Here is a 24,066-nt window from a genome sequence, read left to right on the forward strand (position 1 = left end):
CACCCCGCATTTTCCGCACTTGTCGAGCCCGAGTCACGAGACCGAGCCGCCGAATACCCGAACCGACCAGGCCATGGAACGTATCAGCCCCCCACGGCGGCGCGGATCTCGGCGAGTGCACCATCGGCGGCAACCTCGCGGGACTCGCCACTGAAGCGGTCACGCAGTTCTACCTTGCCCTCGGAGTACCCGCGGCCGACGACCACCACGAGCGGGACGCCGATCAGCTCGGAGTCCTTGAACTTCACGCCAGGCGAGGCCTTGCGGTCGTCGATGAGGACCTCGATGCCTACCTTGTCGAGCTCGGCGGCCAACTTTTCGGCCCCCTCGCGGGCCGCATCGTCCTTGTTCGCGATCACCAGGTGCACGTCGAACGGCGTGACCTCCGCGGGCCAGCGCAGGCCCTTGTCGTCGTGGTGCTGCTCGGCGATGACCGCGACCAGGCGCGAGACACCGACGCCGTACGAACCCATGGTCGGGCGGACCGGCTTGCCGTTCTCGCCGAGTACATCTACAGCGAAAGCATCGGTGTACTTGCGACCGAGCTGGAAGACGTGGCCGATTTCGATGCCGCGGGCGGAGACCAGCGGGCCGGCACCGTCCGGCGACGGATCCCCGTCGCGAACCTCGGCAGCCTCGATGGTGCCGTCCGGGGTGAAGTCGCGTCCGGCGACGAGGTCGACATAGTGCTTGCCGACGACGTCGGCACCGGTGATCCACGCCGTGCCGTCCACCACGCGGGGATCCACGAGGTATCGAACATCGTTGTCCAGCAGTGCCTTCGGGCCGATGTAACCTTTAGCGAGGAACGGATACTTTTCGAAGTCCTCATCCATGAGCATCGCGACCTCTGCGGGCTCGAGCGACGCCTCGAGGCGCTTGTCGTCCACTTCGCGGTCGCCGGGAATGCCGATACCCAGCAACCCCCACTCGCCGCCCGGCTGCCGGATCTTGACGATGATGTTCTTGAGGGTGTCGGCGCCGGTGATCGTGCGGCCCAGGCCGGCCCGGTTGGCCCACTCGACGAGCGCTTCGATGGTCGGGGTTCCGGGGGTGTCGTGGATCTTGGCCTCCGGCAAGCCGTCGACCGGGGTCGGCTCTGGCGCGAGGGTCTCGACGGCCTCGACGTTCGCGGCGTATCCGGACTCGACACAGCGAACGAAGGTGTCCTCGCCGATCTCGCTCTCGGCGAGAAACTCCTCCGATGCACTACCACCCATCGCGCCCGACGTCGCGGAAACGATCACGTACCTGACGCCGAGGCGCTGGAACATGCGCTCGTACGCGTCGCGGTGTGCCCGATACGATTCCGCGAGACCCTCGTCGGTGAGGTCGAAGCTGTAGGAATCCTTCATCACGAACTCGCGACCACGCAGGATGCCGGCGCGGGGACGCTCCTCGTCGCGGTACTTGGTCTGCATCTGGTAGAGGGTGACCGGGAAGTCCTTGTACGAGTTGTACTCACCTTTGACGGTGAGGGCGAACAATTCCTCGTGGGTCGGGCCCAGCAGGTAGTCGCCGCCCTTGCGGTCCTGCAACCGGAACAGTCCGTCGCCGTATTCGGTCCAGCGGTTGGTCGTCTCGTACGGGTCACGGGGCAGCAGCGCCGGCAGCAGGATCTCCTGGCCGCCGATCGCGTCCATTTCCTCGCGGACCACCCGTTCCACCTCTCGCAACACCCGCAGACCGAGCGGCAGCCACGAGTAGACGCCGGGCGCGACGCGACGCACGTAGCCGGCGCGAACCAGCAGCTTGTGGCTGGCGACCTCGGCGTCGGCCGGGTCGTCGCGCAGGGTGCGTAGGAACAGGTGCGACATGCGGGTGATCACGGTCTAGCAGCCTAGTCGAGGCATCCGCGGCGCTATCGGTACGGTTGGCGATCGTGCTGGTGCTCCTTCCCCCCTCCGAGACGAAGTCCGTCGGCGGCGACGGTGCGCCGCTCGACCTGGGCGAGCTGTCGATGCCGCAGTTGACCGAGACCCGCGAGATGCTCGTGACGGCGCTCGTCGACCTGTCGGCCGACGCGGAGGCGTCGAACGTTGCCCTGAGACTCGGCCCCAAGCAGGCCGACGAGATCGAGCGCAACGCCAAGCTGTGGGTCTCCCCCACCCGTCCGGCCCTCGAGAGGTACACGGGTGTGCTCTTCGACGCCCTCGACGCGGGTTCGCTGACGAAGGCGCAGCGAGAGAAGGCGCTAGGTCGGCTCGCGATGGGCTCAGCCCTGTTCGGGGCCGTACGGGCTGGTGACTCGATCCCGGCGTATCGGCTGTCCGGAGGCTCCAAGCTGCCGGGCTTCGGCACGCTGCAGTCGTTGTGGAAACCGGAACTGACGGACGCACTGCTCGGCGAGGCCGACGGCGGCCTGGTTGTCGACCTGCGGTCGGGCGTCTACCGACAACTGGGTGCCGTACCGGGTGCGCTATCCGCGACAGTCCTCACCGAACAGCCCGACGGAACCCGAAAGGTAGTGAGCCACTTCAACAAGCACCACAAGGGTCTGCTCGCACGGGCGCTGACCGTCACCCGGGCCGAGCCGGACGACATCGAGGGCGTTGCCCGAGTCGCCGCCAAGGCGGGGCTGCGGGTCGAGGTGGCATCGGGCGCGGAACTGGTCATCCTCACTTAGGACACGACTTGCATACGGAGAGATAGGTCAATCGAGGCCAGTCATGCGATGATGCGCCGAGTCAATTCGCATGAGTCAGTTCGAGAAAGGCCGAGAATGCAGCCCAATCAGCAGCCGAACATTGGCGCGACGAACGAAGTGGCGGTCGAAAGAACGGGGCCCCCTCGTCGTAAGGCGATCATCGCCGGAGTTTCAGTCGCGCTCCTGTCGTTGGTGACGGCCGGGGGTATCGGCTATGCGATTGGTCAGTCGCAGAACAACGGCCCAAGCAAGGCGGCTGCATCTACCACCGACTCCACTAGCTCCAACCGCACGACCAACTCCAACGCTGCGGTCGCCAGAACGACGGAACCGAAACGCCCGATCGTCCCCGCTGACTTCGCTATCGACATCACAGTCTTGGAAAAGAAGTGCTTCGGCTCGGCAGGATGCAGCGTGACCTACGCAATAGACCCATCCTTCAAGGGCTTTGTCGATGACCTCGAGGGTAGAAGCTTCAAGGTGGTCTACGAAATCATCGGCGGTGACGATCCCGAGATCGGGAACTTCTCCGTGGATGGGACACGCGTGCGATACGACGAGTCTTCAAGGATTGACACCCCGAGCTCTGACGCCGTACTGACCGCGAAGGTGACACAGGTGATCGAAGACAGCTAGGTCACCGTCTCCCAAATGCGTTGCAATGCAGATGGATAGAACCATCGTGGCGTATCCAGCCCGGGTTTACCGGAGGGTCGGCCATCCGGTCTCGAGTAGCCGGTTCAGACAGGCCCTGGTCGACCCGGGGAGAGCCTCCCGTGGCACCGCCGCGAGGCGTCAGAAGCGGTAGGAGTCACCGACCTCGAGCGAAAGGTCCTAGATCCGAAGGAAGCCGACGAGATTCCGAACCGTCACCGGCGCCTTCGTGAGCAACGTGCTGTGCGGGGCCCTCGGGGATCTCCAATGACGCCGCAAGATGCCTGAGGACCTGCGCAACACCGTCCACGACGGATCAGAACTTCCCCACTGCCGCGACTCGTCAAGAATCATCCGTCACTTGTTAGCGAGCCCGAGGCCTTCCAGGAAGCTGTACTTGTCCCAATTGACCCAGCTCTCGACGAGCTTGCCGTCTTCGTAGCGATCCGTATGCACCCCGGTCCATGAACTCGTATTGCCAGTAGCGGCGATGCCCTGGAAGAGGCCGGTCTGCTTGCCTGTCAACCGGAAGAAGGAGCAGACGAAGTCTCCTTCCTGGACCTGGCCCATCACTTCGAGGTCCACGCCCGAGAAGGACTTGTGGAACTCGTCGAGCAGGGCGTGCCACTCTGCCAGCGACTTCGTCGACGTGCCGCCCGAAACATCGGGTAACTGATGGTTGACGTAGTTCGCGGCCAGATAGTCGTCCGGCGTGTGTGGGGTGTTGTCACCCCAGAGTTCGAGAAGCTGTTTCGACGTCGATTTGTGATCGGTAGCCATGCTAACCCCCAATGTGTCGAGCAGAATCTCCACACTCAATCTTCAGCGTGCATCAGTTCACGCCGATCCGCTAGGGGTGACCGGGGGTCGGCGACCCAGCGAGGCGCAGCCACCCGGAGCGCGTTTGCAACACCGGAGCGCGGTTGAAAACACGCGACTTGCCCGGCTGATCACCCTCGCCGCCTCACTCAGCGGCGCCGACCTGCGACTCTGCATCCGCGCCGTGTTCGCGGATACAATCAGGTTTCCGCAGTTAGCGCGGCTGCTCCCGGGTTGGAGCTGAGTTCGGATTGGAGCTTTCTCATGGCCGATCAGGCGAAGCTCCTCGACTATCTCAAGCGGGTGACCGCAGATCTGTACCAAGCGCGGGAGGAGCTCCGCCAGGCCGAAGGTCTGAGCCGCGAACCTATCGCTGTAGTTGGAATGGGGTGCCGGTTCCCCGGCGGTGTCCAGTCACCGCAGGACTTGTGGCACTTGGTGGAATCGGGGTTGGATACCGTCTCCGATTTTCCGGACGACCGAGGCTGGGGACTCGCGGACCTCTACGATCCGAAGGCCGAGCAGGCCGGCAAAACCTACACAGTCAAGGGGAGCTTTCTCGACGACCCTGCGGGGTTCGATCCGGAGGTCTTCGGAATCTCGCCGCGCGAAGCGCTCGCAATGGATCCGCAGCAGCGACTCCTCCTCGAAACCAGTTGGGAGACTTTGGAGCACGCCGGCATCGATCCCCGGTCAGTGCACGGTAGACAGGTCGGAGTCTTCACCGGGCTCTCCGGTATCGACTACGCGGCGAGAGTCGGCGGGCAGCCACCCGAAGACCTCGAGGGCTACTTCATCACCGGCAACGCAATGAGCGTGGCCTCCGGACGAGTGGCCTACAGCTTCGGCCTGTCGGGACCTGCTATCACCGTCGACACCGCATGCTCGTCGTCGCTGGTGTCGATCCACCTCGCGATGCAGGCGCTACGCGCTGGTGAGTGTGAACTGGCACTGGCGGGCGGGGCTACCGTCATGTCCACTCCGGCGGTCTTCGTCGAGTTCAGTCGGCAGCGGGGGCTGGCCCTTGACGGGCGGTGCAAGGCATTCTCCACCGCCGCTGACGGTACGGCTTGGGGCGAGGGTGCCGGGATGGTCGCTTTGGAACGACTTTCCGACGCGCAACGCCACGGTCGCCGAATACTCGCTGTGATCAGGGGCGGGGCGGTCAACCAGGACGGCGCCAGCAACGGCCTGACCGCCCCGAACAAGCAGGCACAAGAGCGCGTGATTCGGCAGGCGCTGGCCAACGCCGGGCTCGGCCCGGCCGACGTCGACGCGGTGGAGGCGCACGGCACCGGCACCAAGCTAGGCGATCCGATCGAGGCGTCCGCCCTGCTGGCCACCTACGGCCGCGATCACCTCCCCGACCGACCGCTGTGGCTCGGCTCGGTGAAGTCGAATCTCGGCCATACCCAGGCAGCGGCCGGTGTCGCCGGGGTGATCAAGATGGTCCTGGCGATGCAGCACGGCGTCCTCCCGAGGACGCTGCACATCGACCAACCAACCCCGCACGTCGACTGGTCCTCCGGATCGGTGTCCCTGCTCACCGAGAATCGGGATTGGCCAGCATCCGATCGGCCCCGCCGAGCGGCGGTTTCGTCGTTCGGCATCAGCGGAACCAACGCTCACGTCATTCTGGAGCAACCCCCGCCGGTCGAGCCCCCGACGTGCGAATCGAATACTCCCCCAAATGAAGTCGTAGCGTGGTTTGTTTCGGCTCAAACCGAGACCGCGCTGCAGGCCCAAGCTGGTCGGCTACGCGGCTACGCCGCCGACCACCCCGATCTACCACCCGCGACAGTCGCCGGAGCGCTGCTCTGTGCCCGCGCCACCTTCGACCACCGCGCTGCTGTGATCGGCTCCGAGTCCGAAACCCTTTTGGCCGGCCTCGACGCGCTCAGCCGGGGCGCACCCAGCTCAGACGTGGTCACCGGGGTGGCCGTGGAGGCCGGAGACCGACCGGTGTTCGTGTTCCCGGGCCAGGGTTCGCAGTGGGTGGGGATGGCCGCCGAACTACTGGATTCGTCGCCGGCGTTCGCCGACAGTGTGCTCGAATGCTCCGACGCCCTGGCTCCGTACACCAACTTCTCGCTACTCGAGGTATTGCGCGACCGTGATCCGGACTCGCTGGACCGGATCGACGTAGTCCAACCGGCACTGTTCGCAGTGATGGTCGGTCTGGCGCAACTGTGGCGCTCCCACGGCATCGAACCGGCGGCCGTGGTCGGACACTCCCAAGGCGAGATCGCCGCAGCCTACGTCGCCGGCGCACTGAGCCTCGCCGACGCGGCACTGGTCGTTGCCGCACGCAGCAAAGTGATCGCCGCGTCGGCCCGGCGCGGCGGCGGGATGGCCTCAGTGGCACTACCGGAAGACGTTGCGCGGGAGAAGGTCCAGCCCTGGGAAGGCGCCATCGAGGTAGCCGTCGTCAACGGGCCGTCGGCGACGGTGCTGTCCGGCCCCGTCGACGCCCTCGACGACCTGGTCACGCAGCTGCAGGCCGACGGCATCCAGGCCAGGCGGATCGCCGTCGAGTACGCCTCGCACTGCGCTGACGTCTCCGTACTGCGCGAACCGATTCTCGACGCACTCTCCTCCATCACGCCGCGGCGGTCGCGCATCCCGTTCTACTCGACGGTGACCGGTGGCGCGTTGGACACCACCGACCTGGACGCGGACTACTGGTACCGGAACCTCCGTCGCCCGGTCAGGTTCGAGCAGGCGACGAGATCGCTCGCCGCGGACGGATACCGATTGTTCGTCGAGTCGAGCAGTCACCCCGTCCTGACCGTGCCGTTGCAGGAAACACTCGATGCGGCAGGGATCGCGGGACGAGCCCTCGGCACCATCCGGCGTGACCGCGCCGGCCTGCGCCAGTTCACCACCGCACTCGCCGAGGCTCAGGTATCGGGAGCACGCATCGAGTGGGACCGGGTGCGGTGGGCTCGGAACGATGATCGGCAACAGTGGGCGGACTTGCCTACGTACGCCTTCCAGCACCGGCACTTCTGGCTGGACAGTCCGGCGCCGCAGGGCGACATTGCCTCAGCGGGCATGGAAGTGGGCGGACATCCGATGCTCGCCGCCTCGGTGGAACTCGGCGACAGCCGGGGCGTGGTCTTCACGGGCCTGCTGTCGCCACAACGTCTTCCGTGGCTCAGCGATCATGCGGTGAGCGGCACCGTTCTTCTGCCCGGGACCGCCTTCGTGGAACTCGCCCTGCATGCCGGGAGCCGCGTCGGGTGCGGCAGGCTCGAAGACCTCGCGATCGAGTCGCCCCTGACGATTCCCGCCGAGGGCGAGGTCGCCGTGCAGGTGAGCGTGCTCGCCGACGGCGACACCGGCCATCTCGCGGTGGCAGTGCATTCCCGACCGGCCGATGTCCCGCCGGAAACTCCCTGGACCCGGCACGCCACCGGCACACTGACAGCGGCCGCGAACACGGCCACCCCCCTAGACCAGCAGTGGCCGCCGTCCGATGCCGCACCGATCGACGCCCGCAGGCTGTACGAGTTGCTCGACGAGGCCGGCTACGGGTACGGCCCGACATTCCGGGGCCTGCGGACAGCCTGGCGCCGCGGTGACGAGCTGTACGCCGAGGTTCGGCTCGGCGGTGAGGATCCGGCCGCGACGGTCGAGGGGTACGGGATCCATCCGGCGGTACTCGATGCGGCGTTGCATGCGATTGCCTTCGGAGCCGTCGAGTCCGGTGCACGCGACATCCGCTTGCCTTTCAGCTGGGACAAGGTGCAACTCCACGCAGTGGGCGCGACCGCCTTGCGAGTGCTCATCGCCCCGACCGGGCACGAGCGGTACCGGGTGGCCGCATACGACGCCGCAGGCGACCCGGTATTGACCGCGGAGTCGCTGACACTGCGGCCACTCGGTGACACCGGCGTGCAGCCCGCCGAGGTCGGCGACAGGCTCTGTCGCGTGGAGTGGATTCCCATCGGGGCAGGGACTACGGGCGGGGCCGATCTGATCCCGCTCGAGGAGGCGCTCGACGGCGGGGATCACGAAGGTCGCGTGCTGTGGCTGTCCGCCGAACCCGGCGATGAACGGGCCACGCCTGCTCGGGCACACGCCGCCGCAGAGGCGACGTTGCAGGCGGTCCAGTCCTGGCTGCGTGACGAGCGCTTGTCCGAAACCCGGCTGTTGGTCACGACCCGGCTCGCCATGTCGGTCCGCGATGACGAACCGATCGACGACGTGTCCTCGGCGACGGTCTGGGGGCTGATCGGGGCGGTGCAGAACGAGCACCCGGACCGCATCACCCTGGTGGACCTGGACGTGCAGGCCGGCAGGCTCTCCGATCCCACGCTGCTGGCAATGGCGTTGGCCAGCAACGAACCTCAACTGGCGATTCGAGACGGGGTACTACTGGCTCCCACGCTCACCGCAATGACGCGGCCCCGAGCCGCGTCTTCGGCGACGCCCCCCTTCGGCCCGCACGGCACGGTCCTGATTACCGGTGGCACAGGAACCATCGGGCGGCTGATCGCGCGCCACCTTGTGGAGAGGTACGGGGTACGCCGACTGGTGCTGACTGGGCGACGGGAACTCGACGCCGACCGCGCGGCCGAACTGCAAGCAGTTTTCGCCGACTCCGGGGCCGAGGTCACCACCGCCGCCTGCGACGTCGCCGACCGCGCTGCGGTGGCCGCCCTGCTGTCGGACCTTCCCGACCTGTCGGGCGTGATCCACGCCGCCGGAGTACTCGATGACGGTATTGCCGCGACGTTGAGCATGGACCAGTTGCACGCCGTCCTCCGCCCGAAGGTGGACGGCGCCTGGCACCTGCACGAACTCACCCGCGACCGTGATCTGTCGGCGTTCGTGCTCTTTTCCTCGGCGGCGGGCGTGCTCGGTGGCGCCGGCCAGGCCAACTATGCGGCGGCGAACATCTTCCTCGACGCACTCGCGCAGCACCGCCGCGTCCGTGGGCTGCCGGCGATCTCGATGGCCTGGGGACTGTGGGACCGCCCGAGCGGCATGACCTCCCATCTGAATGCGGCCGACCTCGACCGGTTGCAGCGCACCGGAATCGACACCATCAGCCCCGAGTCGGGGCTGTCCCTGTTCGACGCCGCGCTTGCCGCGAACCGCCCGCTGATCGTGCCGATCCGGCTCTCCATGCGTTCGGCTCGATCCGACGACGAGTCGTCACCACCGATCCTGCGCCGAGTCCTCGGCATCCGCCGCCGCGCCGCTGCCGCCCAGTCCCCTACCGGCCTGGCCGACGAACTGCGTGCCCTCGAACCCGGAGCCCGTCACGGCCGACTGCTCGACATCGTCACCACCCACGTGGCCGCGGTGCTCGGCCACGACGGAAAGGAGGCGATCGACCCGGAACGAGCCTTCAAGCAACTCGGGTTCGACTCGCTGACGGCGGTACAACTGCGCAACCAGCTGGCGACCGCGACCGGGGTAAGGCTGGCCGCAACGGTGGTCTTCGACCATCCCACGGCTGACGCGCTCACCGAGGAACTCTTGACTCGCCTGCTCGGCGACAACGCGACTCCGCAGCCAACCCGAGCGGCACGTTCTCGCGCAGACTCCGACCCGATCGCGATCGTGGGGATGGCCTGCAGATACCCGGGCAATGTGTACCGCCCAGAGGATCTGTGGCGGCTCGTCCACGACGGCCGCGATGCCGTAGGCGCGTACCCCGACAACCGCGGCTGGAACCTCGACGAGGTGTACCACCCCGACCCGGACCACAACGGGACGACGTACATGAGTGCGGGTGGATTCCTCTACGACGCAGACGAATTCGACGCCGCGTTCTTCGGCATCAGCCCGCGCGAGGCGGTCGCGATGGACCCGCAACACCGCCTTCTCCTCGAGAGCGCCTGGGAAGCGCTGGAGCAGGCCGGTATCCCACCGGATTCGCCCGGTCTCGCCGACACCGGCGTGTACGTCGGGCTGATGGGCGGCGACTACGGCTTCCAATTGATGAACCAGCGAAGTGTCGACGCTGAGGGCTATCTGATGACCGGAACCAGCAATAGCGTGGCGTCCGGCCGGATCGCCTATTCCCTCGGCTTCACCGGTCCCGCAGTCACGGTCGACACGGCCTGCTCGTCGTCACTGGTCGCCATGCACCTGGCGGCACGGGCACTGCGCGATGGCGAATGCTCCCTCGCGTTGGCCGGTGGCGCAACGGTGATGGCTACCCCCGGTGTATTGGTCGAGTTCAGTCGTCAACGTGGGCTCGCCGCGGACGGGCGGTGCAAGCCGTTCTCGGACCGGGCAGACGGCACCGGGCTAAGCGAAGGCTCGGGAATGGTGGTGCTCGAGCGCCTCAGTGACGCGGAACGGAACGGTCACCAGGTCTTGGCGGTCATCCGCGGATCGGCAGTCAATCAGGACGGGGCCTCCAACGGGTTGACCGCCCCGAATGGACCGTCCCAGGAGAGGGTGATCCGCCAAGCGCTGGCCGACGCCCGGCTCGGCCCGGTCGACATCGACGCGGTGGAGGCGCACGGCACCGGCACGACGCTCGGCGACCCGATCGAGGCGCAGGCGCTGCTGGCCTCCTGTGGCCAGGACCGGGAGGGGCGGCCGCTGTGGCTCGGTTCGGTCAAGTCGAACATCGGCCACGCCCAGGCGGCCGCCGGGGTGGCCGGGGTGATCAAGATGGTGATGGCCATGCGGCACGGGGTGCTGCCGCCGAGCCTGCACGGCGATGCCCCGACCCGGCACGTCGATTGGACGGCGGGCGAGGTCTCACTACTCGCGGAACCAGTTCCGTGGCCTGAGACCGGGCGTCCGCGTCGCGCGGGTGTGTCGTCATTCGGGATCAGCGGCACCAACGCACACATGATCCTCGAGCAGTCGCCAACCCCCTCCGCGCCGCAAATCTTACAACCGTCGGCGGCGCCGACCGGCCAGCAACCGTCGGCGGGGCCGCTGGTCTGGGTGATCTCCGGCAAGACCCCCGACGCACTGCGCGCACAGGCCGCACGTCTGGCCGAGTTTCTCGATACCGACGAGCCCTCCGGGCAGAGCGACGCCGACCTCCCGGACCTCGCCGACCTCGCGTACTCGCTGGCGACGACCCGATCCGACTTCTCGCATCGCGCCGCGGTGATCGGAGAAACCCTGGAGGACCTGCGTGACGGACTGGCCCGCATCGCGGAGGGCCGACCGGGCGGAAACGTCGTGACCGGCACGAGCACGCGCGGGAAGACTGCGCTGATGTTCACCGGCCAAGGGGCGCAGCGAATCGGGATGGGCCGCGGCCTCTACGACGCCTACCCCGTGTTTGCCCAAGCTCTGGACGAGGTCTGCTCGGCTTTCGACGAGCACGTGGAGAGCCCAGTGCGGCAAGTACTCTGGGGCGAACCCGGAGAAACCGAAGGCGCTGGAGACGCCGCAGAGTCCGCAGACTCGGGCGCGAGGCTCGACCGCACCGAGTACACCCAACCGGCGCTGTTCGCTGTCGAGGTCGCACTCTATCGACTGCTCAGGGATTGGGGCATCACCCCCGACTACCTGATCGGTCACTCCATCGGAGAGATCACCGCCGCGCACGTCGCCGGGGTGTTCAACTTGTCCGATGCCGTCGCCTTGGTCGGTGAACGTGGAAGGTTGATGGAATCGACCGAGCCGGGTCGGATGGTCGCCGTGCGGGCCCGTGCGGAGGACGTCTCGGAACGGATCGCCGGCCGGGTCGGTCTCGCGGCAGTCAACGGCGCTGAATCGGTAGTTCTCGCAGGCGCCGAACGCGACGTGGAGGCCGTCGCGGCCGAGTTGTCCGCCGCCGGCATGAGGACCACGAGCCTGCGGGTGGAGCGGGCGTTCCATTCCACCCTGATGGACCCGATCCTCGAACGGTTCACCACGGTCGTGTCCACACTGACACCGCAGTCACCGTCGATTCCAATCGTCTCCAACGTCACCGGCAGCCTGGCAAGTGCCGATGAGCTTATGTCCCCGAACTATTGGGCCCAGCACATCCGGCAACCGGTGCGCTTCCACGATGGCATTCGCGCCCTCGACGAACTCGGCGTCACCCGGTGCGTGGAAGTCGGTCCCGGTGCGACCCTGGCCGCCCATGCCGCCGAGATGATCCCGAACGCGATCGCTACCTTGCCCGGAAGGGGAGACGAGGCGCACGGAATCATGCAAGCAGTTGCCGCCGCCTATGTTCAGGGCCAGACCATCGACTGGGACCAGGTGCTTCCCGGTCGGCGTCGGGTGGAGCTGCCGACCTACGCTTTCCAGCGGCGTTCCTTCTGGCCATCGTCGCCCAACCTCGGCACCGGCGACCCGGTCGAACTCGGACTCGGCTCGGCAGATCATCCGCTGCTCGGTGCGGCCGTGAGACTCGACGACGATGCAACACTGTTCACCGGACAGCTATCGCTCCAGCGGAATCCATGGCTCCTGGAACCGCCTGTGGGGGAAAGCGAATCTCCGGTGGAGGACGGCGATTCGCCGGCGCCCGATGACACACGCACGGTGTTGCCGACGGTATTGGTCGAACTCGCATTGCATGCCGCTCATCACGTCGGTCGAGACCGCATCGACGAGCTGACGTTGCACCACCCCCTGGTCGTTCCGCCGTCGGGGCTCGCATCTGTTCGGGTGCTCGTGTCGCCGACCGACAACGACGGCGGTCGCACGGTCACCATCTCGTCGAACCTCGCTGAGGCCGACGACCAGGATGGCTGGGTTCGGAACGCGTCGGCGACGATCAACGATGTCGTCAGCCCGGCCGCTGTTGTACCACAACATGTCTCGGCTGAGTCCGACGCCGAAGTGCGCCTCGAAGAAGGTACCGACACCAGCGGCTTCGGCATCCATCCGGTACTACTGCAGGCGGCGCTCGAACCCCTTCTCGGCAGGGACGCCTGGCCGCGCACCTGGTCGGGAATCGGTCTGCATACCGTCGCAGCGGAATCGGTGTCGGTTCAGTTCGCTGCGCGCGAGGACGGGCAATACTGCGTCAGCACAGCTGATCCCGAAGGTCGGCCGGTATTGACCGTCGACGCGCTGCAGGTGGTGCCGAGGGCGACGGACGCGGACGGCCACTCGACGGGACGGCGACTGCACCGACTGGCCTGGATCGGCGTCGAGGTCGCAGGGGACGAGCGAAGCATCGGTCCTGTCGTGGTCCTGGGCGCTGATGGGTTGGGCGATGAGGGTATCGGCTCGACTTTCCCGAGGTATCCCGATATCGCGGCTCTGCGAACTGCGGTGAAGTCCGTACCGACCGAAGACGACCGGCGACCCTGGACGGTACTGGTCGGGTGTGGCACCGAGGGCGACCAAGGTCCGGAAGCGGCCCACGAGCTGTGCGCCCGTGTGCTGCGACTGCTGCAGGAGTGGCAGAGCGATGACCGTTTCGCTGACTGTCCTCTGGTGATCGTCACCCGTAACGCGATGGTCACCGACGACGGTGCCGGACAAGACGAACGCACCGACCTTGCGGCCGCGGCTGTTTGGGGTCTGGTGGGCTCGGCCCAGAACGAGGACCCGGATCGGTTCGTGCTGATCGACCTCGACAACGGATCGGACGCCGAAGCCGTGATCGCCTCGGCGTTGGCGAGTGGGGAACCGCAGCTGGCAGCCCGGAACGGCACGCTGCTTGCACCTCGGTTGCGGCGAATGGACCCGGATGAGGGATTGGATCCGGTTGAGGGTTCCCCGGCACCGTTCGATCCCCGCGGCACCGTTCTCGTCACCGGCGGCACCGGCACCTTGGGGTCCTTGGTGGCTCGCCACTTGCTGACCGCATACGGGGCACGGCACCTGCTGTTGACCAGCCGACGCGGACCCGACGCCGAGGGGTGCGACCAACTGCGCCGCGAACTGACCGATATGGGGGCAGAGGTGGACATCGCGGCCTGCGACACGTCGGACGAGTCGGCCGTGGCCGGGCTGCTGGCCCGCATATCGTCGGAGCACCCACTGTCGGCGGTGTTCCACGTGGCCGGGGTGATCGACGACGCCACCCTGGCCTCACTCACCCCCGAGCGGCTCGACGCGGTGCTGCGGCCGAAGGTCGACGCGGCCTGGAACCTGCACCGGCTGACCGCTAACTGCGACGTGCAGACCTTCGTGATGTTCTCGTCGCTCGCCGGCATCCTCGGTGCGCCCGGGCAGGCGAACTACGCGGCCGCGAACATGTTCCTCGACGCCCTGGCCCATCACCGCCACGCTGCCGGACTACCCGCACTCTCGATTGCGTGGGGCATGTGGGCGCCGCCGAGTGCCATGACCGACCACCTCGGCGCAATCGATCTGGTGCGAGCGCGCCGCAGTGGAATGATTCCGCTGACCGCTGCCGACGGGCTCGACCTCTTCGACGGCGCGTTGACCGCTGATGCACCCGCTGTGGTGGCCGCACGGTTCGACTACTCGAGTTCGGCAGCACCCTACGTTCCCGCCCCCCTGCGTGGCCTGATCCGGCAGTCGCGCCCGCACGCAGGATCGGACTCGATTGCGACCGGTTCGAGCGGGCCAACAGACTGGGCCGAGCGCCTTGCCGACCGTTCGATTCCCGAACAGCGGCATCTGATGCTCGATCTGGTGCGGGCCGGAGCGGCCGCGATACTCGGCTACACCGCCTCGGACTCGGTCGACCCCGACCAGGCGTTCAAGGAACTCGGCTTCGACTCGCTGGCCGCCGTTGCCCTCCGCAACCATCTCGATGCCGCCACCGGGCTGCGGTTGCCGCCCACGGTGGTGTTCGATCACCCGAGTCCGCGTGCCATCGCGGAGTTCCTGCGCTCAGAACTCGTTCCGGATCCGGTCTCGGTTGCCCTCGCCGAGGTCGACCGGCTGCACGCGACGATCGGCGAGTTGAGCGATGACGGTGACGCTCGGTCGGAGATCGCACAGCGGCTGAAGAACCTGCTGGCCGAGATGGGTGCGGTCGACGGTGCGCATGTCGACGCGGTCGACAAGATTCGCTCCGCGACCAGCGAGGAAATACTCGACCTGATCGATCGCGGACTGTAGAGATCGCGGACTGTAGAGGCGGGCGGCAGGACGCCGGCTACACCTGCTGGGCGGCCTTCTCTGCGGCCTGTGCCTGCGCGACCTGCGCCGGCGTGAACCGGATGAACAGCGCGACGACTGTCGCCAGGGCGGCGAAGATCGCGCAGCCGAGCAGCGCGAACGTGTAGCCCTGGCTGAGGGCGTCGAGCTGAGATGCGGTCATGTCGGCGGCGGGCCCGGACACCCCGCCTTCGGACAACGTCCTGGACGTCGCCATCGCGCCGACGATCGCGAGGCCGACCGGGCCGAACAGTACCTGAGCGACCTGCGCGATCGCGGCGAGCGGCCCGATCTCGTGCGGTCCGACGCCTGCGATGGCGCACAGCGGCAACGGCACAACCGCGAGGCCGACGCCGAACCCGACTCCGACAACGAGCATGAACAGGTTCCCGACGTAGGTGGCCGACCCATCGAGCGTGGAGCCGTAGAGCAGGCCGACGAACGTGATGAGGGTGCCGACGCCGACGAGCCAGCGCGGCGGAACCCGGACTGCGAGTTTGGACGCGACGAACGCAGCGGCACCGAGCCCGAAGGCGAACGGCACGAACGCGAGACCAGCGCGCAGCGGCGAGTAGCCGAGGATGTCCTGGACGAACAGCGCGACGAACGGCGCCAGCGAGAACATCACCATGCCGACGAGGGCGAGGGCGATGAACGTCGCGACGCGGTCGCGGTTGCGGAACAGCGAGAACGGCAGCAGTGGGTTCTCGGCGCGACGCTCGACCGCCAGGAACGCACCGAGCAGGACGAGCCCGCCGATCAGTCCGACGAGCACCACTGGGCTGTCCCAGCCCATCTCGGGGCCCTCGGTGAAACCGAACACGACGGCGGTGCAGCCGAGGGTTGCCAGGATCGCGCCCGGCACGTCGAGCTTGAGTCGCTCGGAGCTGGTCTCGGCGAGCGCAACGATCGCGAGTACCAGTATCACCAGCCCGATCGGGACGTTGATGAGGAAGATCCATCGCCACGACACCTGGGTGAGGGCACCACCCACGATCAATCCGGTGACCGAACCGATGCCGGTCATTGCGGCGAAGATCGCAATCGCCTGGTTGCGGACCGGTCCGGGCGCGAAGGTCGTCGCCACGAGCGCGAGCGCGGTCGGCGACGCGATCGCCGCCCCGACGCCCTGAAGCGCACGGGCCGCGACGAGCGTGGCCTCGTTGTTGGCGAGCCCGCAAGCCAGCGACGCGATAGTGAACAACGCGACGCCGCCGATGAATACCCGCTTGCGACCCAGCGCATCGCCGAGGCGTCCGCCCAGCAGCATCAGTCCGCCGTACGCCAGGGCGTACGACGTGATGACCCAGTTGCGACCGGCATCGCTGAGCCCGAGGTCGTCCTGGATCTTGGCGAGCGCGAGCGAGGCGACGGTGCCGTCGAGCACCATCATCAGCTGCATGCCGCTGAGGACGATGATCGCGAGGCCGAACGCCCGCGTGGTCACGGGGTACTTCACATCGGTGGAGTCAGACACGAGAGTTCACGTTACCGAGGGTCGGCGGAAAACCCGGCCACGGAGCCGATGACGACGATCGCGGGCGGGCGGATGTTCTCCTCCCGCACCCGCGTAGCGACGGTCGCGAGGTCGGCCCGCAGCACCCGCTGGGTGCGTCGGGTGCCCTCCTGGATGACCGTGACCGGGGTGTCCGCCCGGCGTCCGCCATCCACGAGGACGGTCGCGAACTGTTCGATCCGTTCGACGGCCATGAGCAGCACTATTGTCCCACGCAGCCGCGCGAGCGCAGCCCAGTCGACGAGCGAGTCCGGATGGTCCGGCGCGACGTGCCCGCTGACGACGACGAACTCGTGAGTGACGCCGCGGTGGGTAACCGGGATCCCGGCGGCCGAGGGCACCGAGATTGCGCTCGTGATGCCCGGCACAACAGTCACCGGAATCCCGGCCGCCGCACACGCCTCGAGTTCCTCGAAACCGCGGCCGAAGACGTACGGATCACCCCCTTTGAGCCGGACGACGAACTTGCCGGCCTTCGCGCCGTCGATCAGCGCCGCGTTGATCGCCTCCTGGGCCATCGCACGGCCGTACGGGATCTTCGCAGCGTCGATCACGTCGACGTGCGGGCCGAGTTCGTCGAGGAGTTCCGGCGGGGCCAGACGGTCGGCGACGACGACGTCGGCGCGGGCGAGCAGGCGACGACCCCGGACGGTGATGAGATCCGGGTCGCCCGGCCCCGCACCGACGAGAGCGACGCCCGGCGCCGGCGCTTCATCGGTGTCGGTGACCGCGCCGGACTGCAGCGCCTCTAGCAGCGCGGTGCGGACGGCAGCCGATCGTCGGTGCGCGCCGCCCGCGAGGACGCCGATGCTCAATCCGTCGTAGGTTCCGGTGGCCGGCGTGACCGCGGTTCCTTCGCGAGCGTTGTCGGCGCGGACGCAAAAGATGCGCTCGCGCTCGGCCTCGGCGACGATCGAGGCGTTGGTTTCGGGCTCGTCGGTGCACGCCATCGCGTACCAGGCACCGTCCAGATCGCCGTCGCGGTAGTCGCGCAGTTCGAGCGTGACCTCCCCGGCCGCCGCCATGCCCTCGACTGCAGGCGTCACCTGGCGGCTGACGATATGGACACGTGCACCGGACGCGACCAGCAGGCCGAGCCGGCGCTGCGCAACTGTGCCGCCGCCGACGACCACGACGCGACGGCCCGTCAGGTTGAGTCCGACTAGGTAGCTGGTCACGTCACCGGCGGAAGCAGACACTCGTCTCCCCGTTCTCCTCATCCAATCGCATGTCCGATCGAATGTTCACTCGACAGATTCCGAAACACTACGGGCGCTGGCGGCGGTGCCGCCAATAGATCCCGTGGCGGTGCCGCCAATGCAGACCGCGGCGGTCACGCCATTCGTCACTCGCTTGGTCAGAACCAGCGGGCCACCGTTCGCGGCGAGCATCGCGGCGGCCTCTGCCACGCTAGGCGTGCCGACCGCACTCTCGACACCACCTTCGGGGTTCGGCACAGTCACGGCTGCGAGCCGGTCGGCTGGGTAACCGACGAGCACAGCGCCGAGCGCCTCCGCCGCCTCCACGAACGCCGGCGCGGACACCTTCCGGTCCAGTGTCGCCAGTACCGCGACCGGTGCACCGCCGCACACCGCCAGAACGGCGGCGACGATGTCGTCGGCGGCGACTCCGCTGCCGGCACCCACACCGACACAGAGCATATCCACGGGCGGCTTATCCACGGGCGGCCTCCACGAAGCGGCGGACGGCCTGCGGGTTGCCTGCGGGATGGGTGTGCAGGTACGACGCGTGCACCCCGGCCGACGAACCCTCGGACCCACCGACGAAGCCTTCACGAGTCGCCACGGTGTCCCAGGACCGAGCGGCCCATGCCCGCCAGCCCCAGGCGGGCTGATAGCCGTACGCGGTGTCGACTGCGACCGAGGTGCGGTGGAACTCGTGACCGGTCACGCGGGCTCCGGCGTCGAACAGCACGGAGTCGGTGACGGCGACGGCCTCGCGGTAGCCGAGGGTCAGCCGCGACCCGAAGCGAGCGTCGACATCGATCACACCGGCCATGGGGTGGCCGTCCAGGCTGCGGATGAGGTACAGCAGCCCGGCGCACTCTGCGTGGATCGGCGCGCCGTCAGCGGCGAGCTTCCGGACCTGCTGCAGCAGAGCGGTGTTCGACGACAGTGCCACCGCGTGCTCCTCCGGGAACCCGCCGGGCAGCACCAAACCCGCTGTCCCGGATGGCAGTTCGTCCGCGAGCGGGTCGAAGGTCACGACGTCTGCGCCGGCGGCCTCGAGCAGTTCCCGGTGTTCGGCGTAGCCGAAGGTGAATGCGACACCACCGGCGAGGGCGATCACCGGCCGCGAACCGGCTGGAACTGGTCCGACCTCGGCCACCGGATCCCACGCGGACTCGACGACGGACGATCGTGCCAGCGCACGGATCGCGGTCAGGTCCAGGTGCGCGGTAGCCAGTTCGGTCATCGCGGCGACGGCGTCGAGGGCGGCATGGCCGTGCTCGACGGCGGGAACGAGACCCAGGTGCCGGGACGGGACCTCGAGTTCGGCCAGGCGCGGCACCGCCCCGAGGACCGGCAACCCCACCCGCTCGCACGCCTGCCGCAGCACCGCCTCGTGGCGGACGCTGCCGACGCGGTTGAGGATCACCCCGCCGATGCGGACCGATGGGTCGTAGGTGGAGAACCCTTGAAGGACGGCGGCGAGGCTCTGGCTGTGGCCACGAGCGTCGATCACGAGCACCACCGGAGCACCGAGGGCCGCAGCGATCCGTGCGGTGGATCCCTCGGCCGACGGCTCGGCCGACCCGGGGTCGATCTTCCCGTCGAACAGACCCATCACGCCCTCGACGACCGCGATGTCGCTGCCGTCGCTGCCGTGCCGGAAGAGCGGACCGATCCGGTCCGAGCCCACCAGTACGGTGTCGAGGTTGCGCCCCGCCTGTCCGGCGGCGAGCGCGTGGTACCCGGGGTCGATGTAGTCGGGTCCGACCTTGAACGGCGCCACCCGGTCACCGGCGGCGCGCATCGCACCCACGAGACCCGTGGCGACGGTCGTCTTGCCGCTGCCCGACGCAGGGGCCGCGACGACGACGGCGGGAGCGGACTTCACCACTCGATGCCGCGCTGGCCCTTGCGGCCGGCGTCCATGGGGTGCTTGATCTTCGTCATCTCGGTCACGAGGTCGGCGGCGTCGATCAGCGCCTGCGGTGCGTCCCGGCCGGTGATGACGACGTGTTGGTTCCCGGGGCGCGATCGGAGCACCTCGACAACTTCCTCCGTGTTCACCCAACCCCACTTGAGCGGGTAGGTGAACTCGTCGAGCACATAGAAGCGATGCGTTTCGGCCTCGAGGCGTCGGGTGATCTCGCGCCAGCCCTCGAGCGCGGCGGCGGCGTGGTCCTCCTCGGTCCCGTGCTTGCGGGCCCACGACCAGCCCTCACCCATCTTGTGCCAGCTGACCGCACCTCCGACGCCGCTGGTCTCGTGCAGTTCGCCGAGCGCGCGGAAGGCGGCCTCCTCGCCGACCTTCCACTTCGCGCTCTTGACGAACTGGAAGACACCGATGTCGAAACCCTGGTTCCAGGCGCGCAGCGCCATGCCGAACGCGGCGGTCGACTTTCCCTTGCCAGGCCCCGTGTGGACCGCCAGCACCGGCTGATTGCGGCGCTGACGGGTGGTGAGCCCGTCCGCGGGCACGTTCTCGGGTACGCCCTTCGGCATGTGCAGGTCCCTTTCTCGGACTCGACGACTGCTGGCGGGTCAGGCGGCGGCGCGGACGACGCCGGCCACTTGTTGCGCCGACAGTTCCGCAAGGCGCACGTAGCCGCCGCGCAGGTGGTCTGCCAGTTCGGCGGCCAGGCCGAGCCGGACCATGCCGGTTTCGCAGTCCACGACTATCGACGCGGCGCCCGTGTCGGCAAGCATGCCCGCGGCCCGCTTCGCGCGCACTACAGCATCCGTGCCGCCAGTCGCCCGCCCGTCGGTCAGCGACACCACCAGTGCCCGACGACGCGGATCCCGAACCCGCTCGCGCAGCACGACGCTGCGAGCACGCAGGAACCCCTCGGCGAGGGGGGTGCGGCCTCCGGTCCTCATCGCGCGCAGCCGTCGCACCGCGACCTCGACCGACGACGTGGGCGGAAGCACCAACTCGGCGTCACGGCCACGGACGGTGACGACGGCTACCTTGTCCCGGCGCTGGTACGCATCCCGCAGCAGCGACACGACGGCCCCGGTCACCGCGGTCAGCCGGTCGCGCGCGGCCATGGAACCCGACGCGTCCACCACGAACAACACCAGATTGCCCTCACGGCCCTCCCGCACACCACCGCGAATATCACTGGGCGCCAGGCGCATCGGACCGTTCACACGTCCGCGGGCGGACTGATGTCCGGCAGCCGCGAACAGTGTGCCGACCAAATGCAGACCGCTGCCTCGTTCGGTCGTCGAGCGGACGGTGCGGCCGCGGGTGGAGCGGGAGCGGGAGCGACGGCCCGGGGCCCCGTCGCCGACACCAGGGATCTCGAGCAGCCGCGCCCGGAACTGCGGACCGGGCGCGCCGACCCGTCGTTCCGATCCTTGACCGTTGTCGCGTGACTCCTGTTCGCTGGAACCGTTTTTCGGTGTCTCTTTGGGGGCCTCGTTGGAGGCCTCGTTCTGGGGCTCGGAGGGGTTCTCGCCGCCACCGGGACCGTCGGGATCGGGCTCGGGATCCTCGTCGGCATCCTCGTTGGCATCCTCGTTAGCGCGGGCGTCGTTGTCTGCCTTCTCCATCGCGTCGTCGAGCTGCTCGGGGTCGAGCCCAGGCTCGTCGAACGGGTCTCGCCGACGCCGGTGCGGCAACGTCAGTTCCGCGGCCATCCGCACGTCCTCCTCGGCCACCGCGTCGGCACCCCGCCAGGCGGCGTGTGCGGTCGCGGTCCGGGCCAGGACCAGGTCAGCACGCATGCCCTCGACGTCGAACGATGCGCACACCGAGGCGATGCGCCGCAGTTCGGTGTCGGACAGTTCGACGCCGTCCACGGCAACCCGGGCGGCGGCGATCCGGCGGGCCAGGTCGGCGTCCTGCTCGGCGTAGCGTGCAGCGAACAAGTCGGGATCGCGCTCGTAGTCGAGGCGTCGACGCACCACCTCCATGCGCACGTCCACATCTCGGGACGCGGCGACGTCGACGGCCAGACCGAAGCGATCGAGCAGCTGCGGCCGCAGCTCGCCCTCCTCGGGGTTCATGGTGCCCACGAGAACGAAGCGAGCTGGGTGTGAGTGCGAGATGCCATCGCGTTCGACGTGGACGCGGCCCATGGCGGCTGCGTCGAGGAGGACGTCGACCAGGTGGTCGTGCAGGAGATTGACCTCGTCGACGTAGAGCACGCCCTGATGCGCGTCGGCGAGCAAGCCCGGTTGGAAGGCGTGCTCGCCGTCACGGAGCACCTTCTCGAGGTCGATGGAGCCGACGACCCGGTCCTCGGTCGCGCCCACCGGCAGTTCGACCAGCCGGGCCCGGCGCCGCTCCCCCGAATGCTCGACTTCGGGTAGCAGCGCGGTGAGCGCCCGCACGACCGTGGACTTCGCGGTGCCCTTCTCCCCGCGGACCAGCACGCCACCGATGCCGGGGTGGACGGCACACAAGATCAGCGCCAACCGGAGCCGATCCTGTCCGACTATTGCACTGAATGGGAACCCTGCGGGCTCTGGGTTGTGACGCAACTACCGAGTCCCTTCGCTTCTACCGGGCTTCGACGGAGGGCTCGACCGTCAGGCGGACGCGGACTCGACCACGCGCTCGGCCGTCGGGGGCGTCGCGTCGGCACCGTCGAGCAGGAGCGAACGGTTGCTCCAATCCCAGACCTGCTGGAAAAGGTCCGGATTGTCCGACAGTTGCACACCCAGCGACGGGACCATCTGCTCGAGCTTCGGCTTCCACGTCTCGAACTCGCGGGGGAAGCAGCGCTGCAGAACGTCGAGCATTGCGGGAACCGCCGTCGACGCACCGGGGGACGCGCCCAGCAGACCCGCCACGGTGCCGTCCGCAGCATTGACGACGGCAGTGCCGAACTCGAGGACGCCGCCGGCGCCCTTCCTGCGGATGACCTGCACGCGCTGACCGGCGGTGATGAGCTCCCAGTCGCCGCCGGTGGCGCGGGGCACGAATTCGCGCAGAGTCTGGATGCGGTCGAACGGCGTCTGCATCAGCTCACCGATGAGGTACTTGGTCAGCCCCAACTCGGTGATGCCGACGCCGAGCATCGAAGTGAGGTTGTTCGGCTTTACCGAGCCCGGCAGGTCGGTGACCTTGCCGTTCTTGAGGAACTTGGGCGACCAGCCGGCGTACGGGCCGAAGAGCAGTCCCTCTTGGCCCCCGATGATGCGGGTGTCGAGGTGCGGCACCGACATCGGAGGTGCACCGACGGCGGCCTTGCCGTACACCTTGGCTCGGTGCTGCGCGATGAGCTCGGGGTTGGTGCAGCGCAGGAACTGACCGCTGACCGGGAAACCGCCGAAGCCCTTGGCCTCCTTGATGCCCGACTTCTGCAGCAGGTGCAGGGCTCCACCACCGGCGCCGATGAACACGAACTTGGCGTTGACCGTCTTCTTGGCGCCAGTGCGAAGGTTCCTCACCTTCACGAGCCAGCTGCCGTCGGCCTGTTTCGTCAGGTTGCGGACCTCGTGGCCGAAGAACACCTGACCGCCGGATGCGCCGACGTAGCCGAGGAGTTGCTTGGTGAGGGCGCCGAAGTCGACGTCCGTGCCGGACTCGGTCCAGTTGAGGCCGACGGGCTCGGAGAAGTCGCGACCCTTGGCCATGAGCGGCAGTCGCTCGGAGAAGAACTCCTCGGACTCCGAGTACTCCATGCCGGCGAACAGCGGATGGTCGGCGAGCGCGTCGTAGCGGGCGCGTAGGTACTTCACGTTGTCGGCGCCGTGCACGAAACTCACGTGCGGAATCGGGTTGATGAACTCCTTGGGATCGGTGAGGATCCCGTTGTCGACGGCGTATGCCCAGAACTGACGAGAGACCTGGAACTGCTCGTTGACGGTGATCGCCTTGCTGATGTCGACACCGTTACCCTTGACCGGGGTGTAGTTGAGCTCGCACAGAGCGGAGTGGCCGGTACCCGCGTTGTTCCACGGATCACTGCTCTCTGCGGCGGCGGCGTCGAGTCGCTCGAATGCTGTGATCGACCAGTCGGGCTGCACCTGACGCAGGATCGCGCCGAGGGTTGCACTCATGATGCCCGCACCCACGAGCACTACATCGGTCTTCGCCACTACGTTCTGGTCTGACACTGGAGAATCGACTTCCTTGTCTGTTCACACGCGACCTGCTTGGCACGCATCGCCCGCTCAGCGGGAGCCGGAACAGACCGCATTTCGGGCGCTTGTGGCGCTTAGGTTACCTGTGCGTCACCTCCCCCAATTGTGCCCCTCGCACACGGCTTCGTTCGACC

The 24,066-nt window shown here is 67.9% G+C and carries 12 protein-coding genes; 3 read left to right on the forward strand and 9 right to left on the reverse strand.

All coding sequences use genetic code 11. From position 1 onward, the window contains the following. Window positions 1-83: 83 nt before the first annotated feature. Window positions 84-1,829 carry a proline--tRNA ligase gene (locus EF834_RS10930; RefSeq protein WP_127947209.1) on the reverse strand — a complete coding sequence of 582 codons (1,746 nt, stop codon included), beginning with the start codon at window positions 1,827-1,829 and terminating at the stop codon, window positions 84-86. A 53-nt stretch (window positions 1,830-1,882) separates the two neighbouring features. Here EF834_RS10930 and yaaA point away from each other — a divergent pair, with 53 nt between their 5' ends. Together yaaA and EF834_RS10940 are read left to right on the forward strand one after the other, a co-directional pair. Continuing rightward, window positions 1,883-2,626, forward strand: a complete 744-nt coding sequence (gene yaaA, locus EF834_RS10935; protein ID WP_127947210.1) for a peroxide stress protein YaaA — start codon at window positions 1,883-1,885, stop codon at window positions 2,624-2,626. 96 nt (window positions 2,627-2,722) lie between these two features. After that, window positions 2,723-3,283: a hypothetical protein gene (locus EF834_RS10940; protein ID WP_127947211.1), complete on the forward strand. Its 561-nt coding sequence runs from the start codon at window positions 2,723-2,725 to the stop codon at window positions 3,281-3,283. Window positions 3,284-3,658: 375 nt separating this feature from the next. Here EF834_RS10940 and EF834_RS10945 read toward each other — a convergent pair whose 3' ends face one another. Next, a complete protein-coding gene (locus EF834_RS10945) occupies window positions 3,659-4,114 on the reverse strand; it encodes an ester cyclase (RefSeq protein WP_127947212.1) in 456 nt (151 codons plus the stop codon). 270 nt (window positions 4,115-4,384) lie between these two features. Between EF834_RS10945 and EF834_RS10950 the strand changes: the two genes are divergently transcribed. Beyond that, window positions 4,385-15,091, forward strand: coding sequence for a type I polyketide synthase (locus tag EF834_RS10950; protein ID WP_127947213.1), 10,707 nt, complete (start codon window positions 4,385-4,387; stop codon window positions 15,089-15,091). A 37-nt stretch (window positions 15,092-15,128) separates the two neighbouring features. On the opposite strand, the gene EF834_RS10955 is transcribed toward EF834_RS10950, so the two are convergent. The 7 genes from EF834_RS10955 to mqo form a co-directional block, all read right to left on the reverse strand. Then, window positions 15,129-16,532 carry an MFS transporter gene (locus tag EF834_RS10955; RefSeq protein ID WP_127947356.1) on the reverse strand — a complete coding sequence of 468 codons (1,404 nt, stop codon included), beginning with the start codon at window positions 16,530-16,532 and terminating at the stop codon, window positions 15,129-15,131. 86 nt (window positions 16,533-16,618) lie between these two features. Further along, entirely contained in the window at window positions 16,619-17,845 is a 1,227-nt protein-coding gene (cobA, locus tag EF834_RS10960; protein WP_127947214.1) for a uroporphyrinogen-III C-methyltransferase, read from the reverse strand. Window positions 17,846-17,890: 45 nt separating this feature from the next. Beyond that, window positions 17,891-18,328 (reverse strand): cobalamin biosynthesis protein, encoded by a 438-nt coding sequence (locus EF834_RS10965; RefSeq protein ID WP_235871099.1) that lies wholly within the window; start codon window positions 18,326-18,328, stop codon window positions 17,891-17,893. Next, window positions 18,321-19,730 (reverse strand): cobyrinate a,c-diamide synthase, encoded by a 1,410-nt coding sequence (locus EF834_RS10970; RefSeq protein WP_127947216.1) that lies wholly within the window; start codon window positions 19,728-19,730, stop codon window positions 18,321-18,323. The genes EF834_RS10965 and EF834_RS10970 overlap by 8 nt, the downstream gene beginning before the upstream one ends. Then, window positions 19,724-20,338, reverse strand: coding sequence for a cob(I)yrinic acid a,c-diamide adenosyltransferase (gene cobO / locus EF834_RS10975; protein WP_127947217.1), 615 nt, complete (start codon window positions 20,336-20,338; stop codon window positions 19,724-19,726). Before cobO ends, EF834_RS10970 begins: the two co-directional genes overlap by 7 nt. Window positions 20,339-20,377: 39 nt before the next feature. Further along, complete coding sequence (locus tag EF834_RS10980) at window positions 20,378-22,324, reverse strand: magnesium chelatase subunit D family protein (RefSeq protein ID WP_127947218.1); 1,947 nt, start codon at window positions 22,322-22,324, stop codon at window positions 20,378-20,380. Between the two features lie 48 nt (window positions 22,325-22,372). Next, the gene (mqo, locus tag EF834_RS10985) at window positions 22,373-23,905 is read right to left on the reverse strand and encodes a malate dehydrogenase (quinone) (protein WP_206615236.1); all 1,533 of its coding nucleotides are present in this window, start codon (window positions 23,903-23,905) and stop codon (window positions 22,373-22,375) included. Window positions 23,906-24,066 lie beyond the last annotated feature (161 nt).

Origin of the sequence: Rhodococcus spongiicola (genome assembly GCF_004011835.1) — a bacterium.
Classification (GTDB): Bacteria; Actinomycetota; Actinomycetes; order Mycobacteriales; family Mycobacteriaceae; genus Prescottella; species Prescottella spongiicola.

Excerpts from the sequence above, each read along its gene's own strand:
- EF834_RS10940 (WP_127947211.1), top strand. The coding sequence starts at position 2,723 with ATGCAGCCCAATCAGCAGCCGAACATTGGCGCGACGAACGAAGTGGCG.
- EF834_RS10950 (WP_127947213.1), top strand. The coding sequence starts at position 4,385 with ATGGCCGATCAGGCGAAGCTCCTCGACTATCTCAAGCGGGTGACCGCA.
- EF834_RS10955 (WP_127947356.1), bottom strand. The coding sequence starts at position 16,532 with ATGCAGCTGATGATGGTGCTCGACGGCACCGTCGCCTCGCTCGCGCTC.
- cobO (WP_127947217.1), bottom strand. The coding sequence starts at position 20,338 with ATGCCGAAGGGCGTACCCGAGAACGTGCCCGCGGACGGGCTCACCACC.